This is a genomic window from Nonomuraea sp. NPDC047897, assembly GCF_043204415.1.
Lineage (GTDB): Bacteria > Actinomycetota > Actinomycetes > Streptosporangiales > Streptosporangiaceae > Nonomuraea.
The window spans coordinates 267003-280718 of the sequence record NZ_JBIDCC010000012.1 but is presented as its reverse complement, the minus strand read 5'-3'; the positions used below and the strand labels follow the sequence as shown (position 1 = coordinate 280718).

The window sequence follows — 13716 nt, the reverse complement described above, 5'->3', positions numbered from 1 at the left end:
GGCTCCCGGTAGACGACCGGGTTGATAGGCCGGAGGTGGAAGCACGGTAACGTGTGGAGCTGACCGGTACTAATAGGCCGAGGACTTGACCACAAGGTTCTTGCTTGCGTCCACTAGGCAATTCTGAGACAGCAAACAGTTTTGTTTGTTTGTTTCATAGGGTTACGGCGGTTATGGCGGGAAGGAAACACCCGGTTACATTCCGAACCCGGAAGTTAAGCTTCTCAGCGCCGATGGTACTGCACTCGGGAGGGTGTGGGAGAGTAGGTCACCGCCGGACAATTTTTGTTGAGGGAATTGGGGCTTCACCTTCGGGTGGGGCCCCTTTTTCTATGTGGGCCTGGGCCCCCGGGCCGGACCGGTCGCGGCGGGTCAGTAGGGTTGTGATGTGGACTATCGTGCGGTTGAACGCGCGATCATGGAGCGTGGCGTCGAGTGGGACTTCGAGCCGACGCTCGACAGGATCGCGGCTCTCATGGATCTGCTCGGCTCGCCGCAGCGGGCGTACCCGGTCATTCACATAGCCGGCACCAACGGCAAGACGAGCACGGCCCGGCTCACCGAGGCGCTGCTGAGGGAGCGCAACCTGCGGGTGGGCCGCTTCACCAGCCCGCACCTGGTCTCGATGCGCGAGCGCATCACCGTGGACGGCGAGCCGCTCAGCGAGGAGCGCTTCGCGCAGGTGTACGAGGAGATCATCCCGTACGTCGAGTTGGCCGACACGCAGGGCCGCCGCATCCAGTTCTTCGAGCTGCTGACGGCCATGGCCTTCGCCGCGTTCGCCGACACGCCGATCGACGTCGCCGTCGTGGAGGCCGGTATGGGCGGCTCCTGGGACGCGACGAACGTCGCCGACGGCACGGTGGCCGTGATCACTCCTGTCTCGCTCGACCACACCGACCGGCTCGGGCCCGACATCCCGAGCATCGCGGGCGAGAAGGCGGGCATCATCAAGCCGGGCGCCACCGCCGTGCTTGGCCAGCAGGAGCTGGAGGCCGCCGAGGTGCTGATGCGCCGCGCCGCGGACGTCGGCGCGGTGGTCGCCCGTGAAGGGCTGGAGTTCGGCGTGCTCGCCCGCGAGGTGGCGATGGGCGGCCAGTTGCTGACGCTGCGCGGGCTCAAGGGCGTGTACGACGACGTCTACCTGCCGCTGTACGGCGCGCACCAGGCGAGCAACGCCGTCACCGCGCTGGCCGCTGTGGAGGCGCTGACGGGCGGCGACGAACCGCTCGACGCCGATCTGGTGCGCCAGGCTTTCGCGCAGGCTTCGTCGCCGGGGCGCCTGGAGGTGGTGCGGCGCAACCCGACGGTGGTGGTCGACGCCGCGCACAATCCCGGCGGCATGCAGGCCACGATCGAGGCGCTGCACGAGGCGTTCGACTTCGCCAAGGTGGTCGGCGTCGTCGCCGCGATGGGCGACAAGGACGTCGAAGGGCTGCTGGAGCTCCTGGAGCCCATCCTCGACGAGGTGATCGTGACCCGCAACTCCTCCCCCCGGTCGATGACCGCGGAGGAGCTCGCCGAGCTGGCCGGGCCGATCTTCGGCGAGGACCGGGTGCACGCCGTCGAGCGGCTGGACGAGGCCATCGACAGAGGCATCGCGGCAGCGGACGCGGAGGGCGAGTTCAGTGGCACGGGGGTGTTCATCACCGGTTCGGTGGTGACCGCCGGCGACGCCCGCCACCTGCTCACGGGGGAGGGCGCCTGATGGGGTTCCAGGTCACTCCGGGCATGCGCAGGCTCGGAGCAAGCGTGCTCGGCATGGAGTCCATCGTCGCCGCGCTGACCATCCCCGTCGCGATCGCCGTGGGCGGGGTGCGGCCCGTGCTGGCCGTGTGCGCCGGCGCCGGGCTCGCGGTGCTGTGCGTCGTGTCGGCCGGGCTGCTGAAGAAGCCGGTCGGGTACGTTCTCGGCACGCTCGCCCAGGTGCTGGCGATCGCCACGGGGTTCCTGGTGCCCGCCATGTTCCTCCTCGGAACGATCTTCGCGGCATTGTGGATCACGGCGATATTCGTCGCTCGCCGTGTCGAGGGCGTGACTTCCCGCTAAAGTCGGCGAACATGGCCGTCCCCCCGATTCAGCGGTCCCCGAACCAGTCAGCCACGGGACCCGCCGAGAGCGTCAGGCTTCCCTGGCTGCTCGACACCGTGCTCGCGCTGCTCGTCGTGGCGGCGCTGCCCCTGGCGATCGTCTCGATCCCCAACACCGTCTCCGTCGTCGGAGACCTGCTCCCCGACGGTTTCGACCGGCTCGGTCTCATGCGCGCGCACGGCCTCGCCCTGCCGGCGATGATGCTGACCGTGCCGCTGGCCGCGGTGGCGCTGGGCCGGGTGAAGGCGCCCCACCTCGTGACAGCGGGGCTGTTGCTGCTCGCGCTGGCCGACGCCTCGGGCGGGTACGCCGCCTCGACGTTCCTCGTCGGCGTCATGCGCGTGCTCCACGGCATCGGCGCCGGGCTGCTCGTGCCCGCCACGCTGGTCGCCGTGTGGGAGCGCCCGCCGCTGCTGCGCGCCCTGTGGGCGGGGGTGCTCGCCCTCAGTCTTGTGGGCGCCCAGGCGCTGGCGCTGTGGCCGCTCGACGGCGTGAACGACTGGAAGGTGACGCTCCAGCCGTACCCCATGGTGAGCGGCATCGCGCTTGCCCTCGCCGCCGCGTACCTCGTGGTCTGGCTGCTGCGGGACCGCAAGCCGGCCCCGCGGCCCGAGCCGCGCGAGCGCAACCGTCTCCTGCTCGCGGCCGTGCCCGCGGTGGGCATCGCGGTCGCGGCGATCAGCACCGCGAGCCAGGACTGGCAGGCCAACGTGGTGATCCTCGTGGCGGTGCTTGCCGTGGTGGCGCTGCTCGCGCTCGCGTCCGTCGGCACGGCCGAAGGGCGCACGCTCGCCTGCACCATGGTGGCCGTCGGAGTGGTGCTGCTGCCCAGCATCGCCCAGGTGACGTACGTCGAGATGGGCGGGCTCGGCGGGCCGGGGCTGAAGGGGTTGTGGATCCCGTTCGGCGTGGCGGGGCTGCTGGCCGTGGCCGCCGCCGTGCTGGTGTGCCTGTTCGCGGCGGACGGCGGACGGCGGTTGACGTCGCTGGGCCTGCTGGCGATGGTGCTCGGGCTCGGATCCGTGCGGGTCCTCGTGCCCGACCCCGACGGGCTGGTGCTGGTCGTGCCGTTCACGCTGCTCGCCGTGGGGGCCGCCGTGGCGCTCACGGCGGCGCTGCGCGCGGCCGGTTTCGGGGCGGCGATGTTCGGTGTGGCGTTGTGCTTCCCCGGGGTGCTCGCGGGCTACCTGCTGGGCACAGGGGTGCAGATGGCCATGCTGCAGGGGGTCAGGGCGCCACAGGAACTGGTGGACAGGTTCGTGGACGCGCTGCACCTGTGGGCGTTGATCGGCGGGTTCCTCGTGGTGGCGGTCATCGTGTTCGCCGCGCTGCTGGCCCGGCGTGGGGGCGTGGCCGAGGAGGATGCCGGCGTGCGAGGGGACACCGCCGAGGGCGGGCCGGGGGATACCGGGCCGCTGGGGGCGGGTCCGCAGCGGGCGGCGGAGGAGGGCGGTAGGTCGGGAGACGACACCGGGCCTGTTCCACGCGTTCCGTCAGGCCCGCCGCCCGTTCCGCCTGTCCCACGGGTTCCGCCCGTGCCGCCGGTTCCGCCGGTTCCGCCGCAGGCGGGCTCTCCCGAGGACACGGGGACGGCGTAGGCGCGGGGTCGCGTCGGACGTGTGCCGTACGGGCGTCAGGAGGGTCTGAGGCCGCACAAGCGGGCCGACGGCCGCGGGGCGGTAAGCTGAGCCGCAGCTACGGCGATCGAGGCGCTCCGAGGCGCAGAGCCGTTCCCGGCCGCCCGAGACGGAGGCTCCCCGGCGCGCGTAGCCGCATCCGCGACCCCAGACCCGTTCGAAGGAGAACCTCAAGTGTCCGAGCGCACTCTTGTCCTGATCAAGCCCGACGGGGTGAAGCGCGGCCTCATCGGTGACGTGATCGCCCGCGTGGAGCGCAAGGGCCTCAAGGTCGTGGCGATGGACCTGCGCACCCTCGATGTCGACACGGCCAAGGCGCACTACGCCGAGCACTCCGAGCGGCCGTTCTTCGGCGAGCTGGTCGAGTTCATCACCTCGGGCCCGCTCGTCGCCCTGGTGCTCGAGGGCCCGCGTGCCGTGGAGGCATTCCGCGCACTGGCCGGGCTCACCGACCCGGTGAAGTCGGCTCCCGGCACCATCCGCGGCGACCACGCCCTGGAGATCGGCGAGAACGTCGTCCACGGCTCCGACTCGCCCGAGTCCGCCGCCCGGGAGATCAAGATCTTCTTCCCGGACCGCTTCTAGTCTCGCGTCCGTCGCGCGGGTTCGCCCGCCGCGCCGCCCTTGATGCCCGCCTGGCCGTACGCGCCCGGCGGGCATCATGCTTCAGCCCGCATTTCGGGCAAAAGGGGCTTGGCGCAGAGGCGGCAGGATTTTTGAGGGGCGCGTGGGCTCATTGCGGGTCCTGGTGGGTACGTCACGTTACGATTCGAATTCGGTCCGTAGTCAAAGGCGTACGACACGGAAGGCTCCGTTCCCCATGGGCAGCAAGCTCGCGTTTCTCGGCCGTGACATGGCCGTTGACCTCGGCACCGCCAACACGCTGGTGTACGTGCGGGGCCGCGGCATCGTGCTCAACGAGCCGTCCGTCGTCGCCATCAACACCTCCACCGGCAAGATCGTGGCAGTCGGCATCGAGGCCAAGCGGATGATCGGCCGCACGCCGGGCAACATCGTGGCCGTCAGGCCGCTCAAGGACGGTGTGATCGCCGACTTCGACGTGACCGAGCGGATGCTGCGCTACTTCATCCAGCGGGTGCACCGGCGGCGCCATTTCGCGAAGCCTCGGGTGATCATCGCCGTGCCGAGCGGCATCACGAGTGTCGAGCAGCGGGCGGTGAAGGAGGCCGGCTACCAGGCGGGGGCGCGCAAGGTCTACATCGTCGAGGAGCCGATGGCCGCGGCGATCGGCGCTGGGCTGCCGGTGCACGAGCCCACCGGCAACATGGTGGTCGACATCGGCGGCGGCACCACCGAGGTGGCGATCATCTCGATGGGCGGGGTGGTGACCAGCCAGTCGATCAGGATCGGCGGCGACGAGCTCGACCAGGCGGTGATCACGTTCGCCAAGAAGGAGTTCTCGCTGATGCTGGGCGAGCGCACCGCCGAGGAGATCAAGATGGCGATCGGCTCGGCGTGGTCCACCGGCGAGGAGGCGCACGCCGAGATCCGCGGCCGTGACCTGGTGACCGGTCTGCCCAAGACGGTCGTGGTGTCGGCGGCGGAGATCCGCAGGGCCACCGAGGAGCCGGTCAACACCATCGTGGACGCCGTCAAGGCCACGCTCGACCGGTGCCCGCCCGAGCTCTCGGGCGACCTGATGGACCGCGGCATCGCGCTGACGGGCGGCGGCGCGCTGCTCAAAGGCATGGACGAACGGATCAAGGCCGAGACCGGCATGCCCGTCCACCTGGTCGAGAACGCCCTCGACTCGGTGGCGCTGGGCTCGGGCAGATGCGTCGAGGAGTTCGAGGCGCTGCAGCAGGTCCTCGTGCCGGAGTCGCGGCACTGATGAGGGACTCACGCCGCGCCAGGCTGACCCTCGGCATCCTGCTGACGGCCGCCCTGGTGATCCTCACGGTCGACCACCGCCTGGGCGCGGCCTCGCCATTCGGGTCGCTGCGCGCGGCCGGCACCTGGATCTTCGGCACGGTGGAGCAGACCGCCGGGTCGGTGACGCGCCCGCTCGGCGACTTCCTCCGGGCCATCGCGAACGCTCCGAGCGCCCACGAGGAGATCGAACGCCTGGAGCGGGAGAACGCCCGGCTGCGGACCGCCCTCATCGCCAAGGAGCTCGACACCGCCCGTTCCGAGCAGCTCAAGCGGATGCTCGGGCTGGCCGGGAGGGGCGGCTACAAGGTGGTGACGGCCAACGTGATCGCCCGGCGCGGCAGCCCCGGATTCGAGGAGGCCATCCAGATCGACGCCGGCGCCGCCGACGGAGTCCGTCCCGAGATGACCGTGCTGAACGGCGACGGGCTGATCGGCCGCGTCATCAGCGCGACCGACGACACCGCGACGGCCGTGCTCATCAGTGACCGGGGCTCGGCCACGGGGGCCAGGCTGGAGGGCGGTCAGGAGATCGGCGTGGTCCACGGCGTGGGCGAGAACGGGCGGCTCCTGAGGTTCAAGCTGCTCGACGCGTCGGCGCCGCTCGCGCCCGGCGGGCGCATCGTCAGCTTCGGATCGCAGCACGGCCGGCCGTACGTGCCGGGGGTGCCGATCGGGGTGATCGAGCGGGTGGAGGCGACGCCCGGCGAGCTGACGCGGGTCGCATTCGCCAGGCCGTACGCCGATCTGACCGCGCTGGACGTGGTGGGCGTGGTGGTGCGGGCGCCCGCGCGTGACCCGCGCGACGCCGTCCTGCCGCCCAAACCCGACCCGAAGAAGCAGTTGGCCGACACCGCGCGCCCGCCCAAACGAGGTGTGGTCCCGCCGGAACGTGACGCGCGTGACGCCGCGCTGCGTCCCACCCGCGGCCGGCGGCCCGGCACCGGCCCGCGCGTGCAGCCGCCCGTGCAGCCACCCGTGCAGCCGTCCGGGCAGCCGTCCGGGCAGCCGTCCGTACGGCCGGGCGTCCCGTCGGGGGCGCCGGACGCGCCGGCGGAGGGGGAGCGGGGTGACGGGCCGCGGAGCCCGGACGCCCCGACCGGGCGGGAGAGCGGCGGTCGCGAGCCGGTGGGGGCGGGGGTGGCACCGGGACGTGACTCGACGAGAGCGGTCCGGGGGCCGGCCGCCGAGCAGCAGGCCGCCCGTCCCGCCGCCCGTCCCTCGGCCCGTCCTGTGGCGCGGCCCTCGACCCGTCCTGTGGCGCGGCCCTCGGTTCGGCCCTCGGCCCAACCTGCGGCCCGTCCCTCCGTACGGGCGGCCGTCAGGCCCGCCGAGCGCGGCAGCGAGGACGTCGGACGGGCCCGGCCGCGCTCCGCGACACGTGACGCGGGCGCGGCGCGGCCGCCGGCCCGCGGCTCCGAGGACACCGTCAGGCCCGCCGCGCACGGCGGGCGGGCGTCGCGCGGGGAGGGAGGGCGATGACCGGCGTGCTGATCGTGCTGGCCACGGTGCTGGTGCAGGTCATGGTGGTCAACCGGATGCCGCTGCCGGGCGGGGTGACGCCGGACCTGGTGGTGCTGGCCGTGGTCGGGGTGGCCATGGCGCGGGGGCCGGCGGCCGGCGCCGTGATCGGGTTCGGCGCGGGACTGCTGGCCGACGTGATGCCGCCCACGGCGCACCTGCTGGGGCAGTACGCGTTCGTGCTGGCGATCGTCGGCTACCTGGCGGGGCGGGGGCTGGGCGGCAACGCGGTCACCACCGTCATGGCATGCGTGATCCTGGCTCCGCTGCTGGCGGCCGGGCTGGGCGGGCTGATCTCCGACCCGCGGGTGACGGTGGCCACGCTGACCGAGCAGGTGCCGCTCACGATCGCCTACACGCTGCTGCTCTCGCCGGTCGTGATGTGGCTGTCGGGCCGGACGATGCGGGCGGGGTACGCGACATGATCAGAATCAGGACCCGGCTGTTCATCCTGCATGTCCTGGTCCTGACGCTGCTGGTGGTGCTCGCCGTGCGGCTGTGGCAGGTGCAGGTGGTGCGCGGGCAGGAGTTCGTGACCAGGGCGGCCGAGACGCGGACGCGGACGGTGATCGTGCCCGCGGTGCGGGGACAGATCCTCGACTCCTCCGGGCGTCCGCTGGTCCGCAACCACACCTCGCTGGTCGTGTCCGTCGACCGGACGACGCTGTCGCGCACCCCCGACGGCGGCGTGGGTGTGCTGCGCAAACTCGGCGCGGTGCTGGGCAAGCCGCTCAGGGAGCTGCAGCAGCGGATCAGGCCGTGCGGGCCGACGGTGTCGCAGCCGTGCTGGACCGGATCGCCGTACCAGCCGGTGCCGATCGAGGAGAAGGCCGGTACCCGCGAGGCGCTGCAGATCCTGGAGCGCCAGGAGGAGTTCCCCGGCATCACCGCCGAGATCCAGTCGGTCAGGCAGTACCCCCTCGGCCAGGCCGGCGCGCAGATGCTCGGCTACCTGCAGCCGGTCACCGAGGCCGAGCTGGAGAAGCGCGAAGGGTTGAAGGCCGCCTACTCCGGTGTCGACCTGGCCGGGCGCGACGGCCTCGAACAGGTCTACGACGAGGCGCTGCGCGGCAAGTCCGGGCAGCGCCGGGTGCAGGTCGACCGGATGGGCAAGCCCATCGGGCTGGAGCAGGAGGTGCGGCCGGTCAGCGGCGACCACCTGATCACCAGCATCGACGCGGGACTGCAGGAGGTCACCGAGCGGGCCCTGCACCGGGCGATGGAGCGCGCGCCGAAGGCCGACGGCGGCGCCGCCGTCGTGCTCGACGCGCGGACCGGGCGGGTGCTGGCGCTGTCCAGCGCGCCCGGGTACGACCCGGGGATCTGGGCCGGCGGCATCACCGCGGGCGCCTACCAGCGTCTGATGTCGGAGAAGTCCGGCAAGCCGCTGGTGTCGCGCGCCATCAACGGGCAGTTCGCGCCGGGATCGACGTTCAAGGTGTCGTCGGTGGCGGCGATGCTGCGGGCCGGCTACCCCATCGACGGCACGTACGGCTGCCCCGGCTCCTACATGGTGGGCGACCGGGCGTTCAACAACTTCCGCGGCATCGGGCTCGGCACGCTCACCCTGCACACGGCGCTGGTCAGGTCGTGCGACACGATCTTCTACCGGGCGGCCTACGAGCAGTACCTGCGTGACGGCGGGCGCAGCCCGAAGAAGACGGCCAAGGAGGTCTTCGCCAACACCGCCAGGGGTTTCGGGTTCGGCAGCCCGACAGGCGTCGACCTGCCCGGCGAGTCGGCCGGGCGGATCCCCGACCGGGCCTGGAAGAAGGAGATGTGGACGCTGACCAGCGCCACCAACTGCAAGCGGGCGCAGACCGGCTATCCCGAGGTGACCGACCGGGCGCGGGCGGATTTCCTCAAGCGGCTGGCCCACGAGAACTGCACCGAGGGGTTCGTGCTGCGGCCCGGCGACTCGGCCAACTTCTCCATCGGCCAGGGTGACGTGCTCGTGACGCCGCTGCAACTGGCCCGCGCGTACGCGGCGCTGGTGAGCGACGGCAAGCTGCGCAGCCCGCGCATCGGGTGGGCGCGGGTGCGGCCCGACGGCACGGTGGTCGAGACGTACGACGTGCCGGTCGTCGGCAGGCTGCCGGTCAGCGAGAAGGAGCGTGTCTACATCAAGAACGCGCTCAGCGAGGTCGCCTCCGACGGCACCGCGGCGGGGGCGTTCAGCGGGTTCCCGATGGACGAGGTGCGCATCGGCGGCAAGACCGGCACGGCCGAGGTGTGGGGGAAGGCCGACACCTCCTGGTTCGCGTCGTTCGCGCCGACGAAGAACCCGCGTTTCGTGGTGGTCGCCATGATCTCGCAGGGCGGGATGGGGTCCCAGGCGGCGGCGCCGGCCGTACGGGAGATCTACGAGGGGATCTACGGCATCAAGCGGCCCGCCGTGCTGCCGGGCGGCAAGCCCGTCAGCACGCTGCCGACGTTCAGGCCCGACGGGACGGTGGCGCGCGGATGATCGACGGCGCGGTCACGCGGGGACGGCGGTCGTTCGCCCGGCGGGCGGTCGGCGCGCAGTCGCCGCTGTGGCGGCTGGACGGGGTGCTGCTGGTCGCGGTCGCCGCGCTGTGCGTCATCGGCACGCTGCTGGTGTGGTCGTCCACCCGGACGTGGGCGCCCGGCGCCACAGGGCTGGTCAAGAAGCACGTGCTGAACCTGCTCATCGGGACCGGACTGTTCGTGGTGACGACCGCGATCGACCACCGGGCGATGCGCGCCTACGCTCCGCTGGTGTACCTGCTGAGCATCATCGGGCTGATCCTGGTGATCACCCCGCTCGGCGCGACGATCAACGGGTCGCACTCGTGGATCCTGCTCGGGGGCGGCTTCGCGGTGCAGCCGTCGGAGTTCGCCAAGCTGGGGCTGACGCTGATGCTGGCCATGCTGCTCGCCCAGCCGGCCGACAGCGGCGAGCGGCCGCGCAACCTCGACGTGGTCATCGCCCTGGTGGTCGCGACGCTGACGATCGGGCTGGTGATGGCGCAGCCCGACCTCGGCACCGCCCTGGTGCTGGGCGTCATCGTGGTCGGCGCCCTGGTGATCAGCGGAGTGCGCAAGCGGTGGATCACGCTGCTGGGACTCGCGGCCGGGGCCGGGGTGTTCGCGGTGTTCGCCTTCCAGATGCTGGAGCCGTACCAGGTGGCGCGGTTCACGGCGTTCGTGGACCCGGGGGTGGACCCGCGGGGGGTGGGCTACAACAGCACCCAGTCGCTGATCGCGATCGGCTCGGGGCAGGTGTTCGGCAAGGGACTGTTCGAGGGCGGGCAGACGACCGGCAGGTTCGTGCCCGAGCAGCACACCGACTTCATCTTCACGGTGGCGGGGGAGGAGTTCGGCTTCCTCGGCTCGGTCACGATCGTGCTGCTGCTCGGGGTGGTGCTGCTGCGCGGGCTGAAGATCGCACGCAGATGCGACGACCGGTTCGGCACGCTGGCGGCCGGGACGATCGTGTGCTGGTTCGCGTTCCAGACGTTCATCAACATCGGGATGACGATCGGGATAATGCCGATCACCGGGTTGCCACTGCCGTTCGTGTCGTACGGGGGGACGGCGACCTTCGCCAACCTCATCGCGGTGGGCCTGTTGCAGTCCATCAGGATCCGCGAACAGTCGTTCACCTGACGTGACGCGGGCGTCACCGCCACCTTGCGCGCGCCGCTACCCTTGACATATGCCTGTCGAGTCGATTTTCCACCGCCTGGAAGCGCTGCTGCCCAAGGTGCAGAAGCCGATCCAGTACGTGGGGGGTGAGCTCAACTCGACCGTGAAGGACTGGGACTCCGCCGACGTGCGCTGGGCGCTGATGTACCCCGACGCCTACGAGGTCGGCCTGCCCAACCAGGGCGTCGCGATCCTCTACGAGATCCTCAACGAGCTGCCCGCGACCCTCGCCGAGCGCACCTACGCCGTGTGGCCCGACCTGGAGGCGCTCATGCGCGCCGAGGGGGTGCCGCAGTTCACCGTCGACGCCCACCGGCCGGTGCGCGCCTTCGACGTGCTCGGCCTGTCGTTCTCCACCGAGCTCGGCTACACCAACATGCTGACCGCGCTGGACCTGGCCGGCATCCCGATGCTGGCCGTAGACCGCGGCGACGACGACCCGATCGTGCTGGCCGGCGGGCACGCCGCGTTCAACCCCGAGCCGATCGCCGACTTCCTCGACGCGGCCGTGCTCGGCGACGGCGAGCAGATCGCGATCGCCGTCACCGAGGTCGTGCGCGAGTGGAAGGCCGAGGGCAGGCCCGGTGGCCGCGACGAGCTGCTCATGCGGCTGGCCGAGTCGGGCGGCGTCTACGTGCCGAAGTTCTACGACGTCGACCACCACCCCGACGGCCGGATCAAGCGGGTCGCCCCCAACCGGCCGGGCGTGCCGTGGCGCATCCACAAGCACACCGTCATGGACCTCGACGAGTGGCCCTACCCGAAGAAGCCGCTGGTGCCGCTGGCCGAGACGGTGCACGAGCGGTTCAGCGTGGAGATCTTCCGCGGCTGCACGCGCGGCTGCCGGTTCTGCCAGGCCGGCATGATCACCAGGCCGGTGCGGGAGCGGTCCATCACCACGATCGGCGCCATGGTCGACAACGGCATCAAGGAGTCCGGTTTCACCGAGGTCGGCCTGCTGTCGCTGTCGTCGGCCGACCACTCCGAGATCGGCGACGTGGCCAAGGGACTGGCCGACCGCTACGAGGGCACCAACACCTCGCTGTCGCTCCCATCCACCCGCGTCGACGCGTTCAACATCGACCTGGCCAACGAGTTCTCCCGCAACGGGCGGCGCTCCGGCCTGACGTTCGCGCCGGAGGGCGGCTCCGAGCGGATGCGCAAGGTGATCAACAAGATGGTCACCGAGGAAGACCTCATCCGCACCGTCACCACCGCCTACTCGCAGGGCTGGCGGCAGGTGAAGCTCTACTTCATGTGCGGGCTGCCCACCGAGACCGACGAGGACGTGCTCGGCATCGCCGACCTGGCCAAGAAGGTCATCAAGGCGGGCCGCGAGGCGACCGGCTCGCGTGACATCCGCTGCACCGTGTCCATCGGCGGGTTCGTGCCCAAGCCGCACACGCCGTTCCAGTGGGCCGGCCAGGCCGACCACGAGACCGTCGACCGGCGGCTCAGGGCGCTGCGCGACTCGCTGCGCGGCGACAAGGAGTACGGCCGCGCCATCGGCTACCGCTACCACGACGGCAAGCCCTCCATCGTCGAGGGACTGCTGTCGCGCGGCGACCGGCGGGTCGGCGCCGTCATCCGCGCCGTCTGGGAGGACGGCGGGCGTTTCGACGGGTGGAGCGAGCACTTCTCCTACGAGCGGTGGATGTCCGCCGCCGAGAAGGCCGGCGTCGACGTCGACTGGTACACCGTGCGCGAGCGCGAGGAGAACGAGGTGCTCCCCTGGGACCACCTCGACGCCGGGCTCGACCGCGAATGGCTGTGGCAGGACTGGCAGGACGCCGTGTCCGGGGCCGAGGTCGAGGACTGCCGGTGGACGCCCTGCTACGACTGCGGCGTCTGCCCGACGATGGGCACCGAGATCCAGATCGGGCCCACGGGCCGCAAACTCCTCCCGCTGACGGTCGTCTAGCCCCGCTGGGTGGGCGGGCGGTGTCTCGCCGTACAGGTGCGGAGCCGACCAGACGGCGGGGCGGCTTATTCTGAAACGAAGACACTTTGACACGGGAAGGACGACGAAGCTCTGAAACCTGTTCCTGATGGGCCACCGCCCGCGCCGACGGTGCAGCGACTGCGTGTGCGCTACGCCAAGCGCGGCCGCCTGCGCTTCACCAGTCACCGCGACATCTCGCGGGCCGTCGAGAGGGCGGTCCGCCGTGCCGGCATTCCGGTGGCCTACAGCGCGGGTTTCTCGCCCCACCCGAAGATCTCCTACGCGGGCGCCGCGCCGACCGGCGTGGCCAGCGAAGCCGAATACCTCGAGCTCGGTGTCACGACGCCGTGCGACCCGGAGCGGATCCGGGCCGACCTGGACGGCTCGCTGCCCCCCGGCCTCGACGTGCTCGACGTCGTCGAGGCGGGCTCGGGAGGGCTGGCCGACCGCCTGGAGGCCTCCGAGTGGGAGGTGCGCCTCCCTGGCGCCGATACCGAACTCGCCGGAGCCGCGGTGGAGAAGTTCCTCGCCGCGGGCGCCGTGGAGGTCGAGCGCCTCACCAAGAAGGGCCCGCGCCGCTTCGACGCGCGGGAGGCCGTGCTGAGACTCGCGGTGGCGGGGACGCCGCCCGAGGGGACAGCCAGAACCGCAGCTCAGGTGCCCGGACGGTCGTGTGTCATACTGCGCATGGTTGTTCGGCACATGACGCCTGCCGTTCGACCCGACGACGTGCTCACGGGGCTGCGCCTTGTGGCCGACTTCGCGCCGCCGGTCCCCCCAGAGGTGACCAGGCTGGCGCAGGGGCCGCTCGACGCCAGCACCGGTGCGCTTGCCGACCCGTTCGGCCTTGACCGCGAGACTACGCGCGGCGGCATCCCGGGACAGGCGAGCGAGCAGGTCGCCGGATAGGGAGTGCCTTGCGAGAGCGAGGCGCGACCGCTGACAGGACTTGGCGCCCAAGCCCCT

At 71.5% G+C, this 13716-nt stretch carries 11 protein-coding genes and 2 rRNA genes; all 13 read left to right on the top strand.

The window, feature by feature from the left end; all coding sequences use genetic code 11:
* Positions 1-93, top strand: a 23S ribosomal RNA gene (locus tag ACGF0J_RS27075); the annotation flags it as partial.
* A 70-nt stretch (positions 94-163) separates the two neighbouring features.
* A 5S ribosomal RNA gene (gene rrf, locus ACGF0J_RS27070) occupies positions 164-280 on the top strand.
* Positions 281-418: 138 nt separating this feature from the next.
* Positions 419-1708, top strand: coding sequence for a bifunctional folylpolyglutamate synthase/dihydrofolate synthase (locus ACGF0J_RS27065; RefSeq protein WP_393149968.1), 1290 nt, complete (start codon positions 419-421; stop codon positions 1706-1708).
* Positions 1708-2049, top strand: a complete 342-nt coding sequence (locus ACGF0J_RS27060; protein ID WP_393149958.1) for a DUF4233 domain-containing protein — start codon at positions 1708-1710, stop codon at positions 2047-2049. The genes ACGF0J_RS27065 and ACGF0J_RS27060 overlap by 1 nt, the downstream gene beginning before the upstream one ends.
* 11 nt (positions 2050-2060) lie before the next feature.
* A complete protein-coding gene (locus ACGF0J_RS27055; RefSeq protein WP_393149956.1) occupies positions 2061-3689 on the top strand; it encodes a hypothetical protein in 1629 nt (542 codons plus the stop codon).
* A 213-nt stretch (positions 3690-3902) separates the two neighbouring features.
* Positions 3903-4313 carry a nucleoside-diphosphate kinase gene (ndk, locus tag ACGF0J_RS27050; protein WP_101789909.1) on the top strand — a complete coding sequence of 137 codons (411 nt, stop codon included), beginning with the start codon at positions 3903-3905 and terminating at the stop codon, positions 4311-4313.
* Positions 4314-4548: 235 nt separating this feature from the next.
* Positions 4549-5580, top strand: a complete 1032-nt coding sequence (locus ACGF0J_RS27045; RefSeq protein WP_393149954.1) for a rod shape-determining protein — start codon at positions 4549-4551, stop codon at positions 5578-5580.
* On the top strand, positions 5580-7100 hold the full coding sequence (locus ACGF0J_RS27040; RefSeq protein WP_393149952.1) for a rod shape-determining protein MreC: 1521 nt from the start codon (positions 5580-5582) through the stop codon (positions 7098-7100). The genes ACGF0J_RS27045 and ACGF0J_RS27040 overlap by 1 nt, the downstream gene beginning before the upstream one ends.
* Positions 7097-7564 carry a rod shape-determining protein MreD gene (gene mreD / locus ACGF0J_RS27035; protein WP_393149950.1) on the top strand — a complete coding sequence of 156 codons (468 nt, stop codon included), beginning with the start codon at positions 7097-7099 and terminating at the stop codon, positions 7562-7564. The genes ACGF0J_RS27040 and mreD overlap by 4 nt, the downstream gene beginning before the upstream one ends.
* A complete protein-coding gene (mrdA, locus tag ACGF0J_RS27030; RefSeq protein WP_393149948.1) occupies positions 7561-9606 on the top strand; it encodes a penicillin-binding protein 2 in 2046 nt (681 codons plus the stop codon). Before mreD ends, mrdA begins: the two co-directional genes overlap by 4 nt.
* Positions 9603-10769, top strand: coding sequence for a rod shape-determining protein RodA (gene rodA / locus ACGF0J_RS27025; protein ID WP_393149946.1), 1167 nt, complete (start codon positions 9603-9605; stop codon positions 10767-10769). The genes mrdA and rodA overlap by 4 nt, the downstream gene beginning before the upstream one ends.
* 49 nt (positions 10770-10818) lie before the next feature.
* Complete coding sequence (locus ACGF0J_RS27020) at positions 10819-12729, top strand: TIGR03960 family B12-binding radical SAM protein (protein ID WP_393149944.1); 1911 nt, start codon at positions 10819-10821, stop codon at positions 12727-12729.
* A gap of 165 nt (positions 12730-12894) precedes the next feature.
* A complete protein-coding gene (locus ACGF0J_RS27015; RefSeq protein ID WP_393149942.1) occupies positions 12895-13659 on the top strand; it encodes a TIGR03936 family radical SAM-associated protein in 765 nt (254 codons plus the stop codon).
* Positions 13660-13716 lie beyond the last annotated feature (57 nt).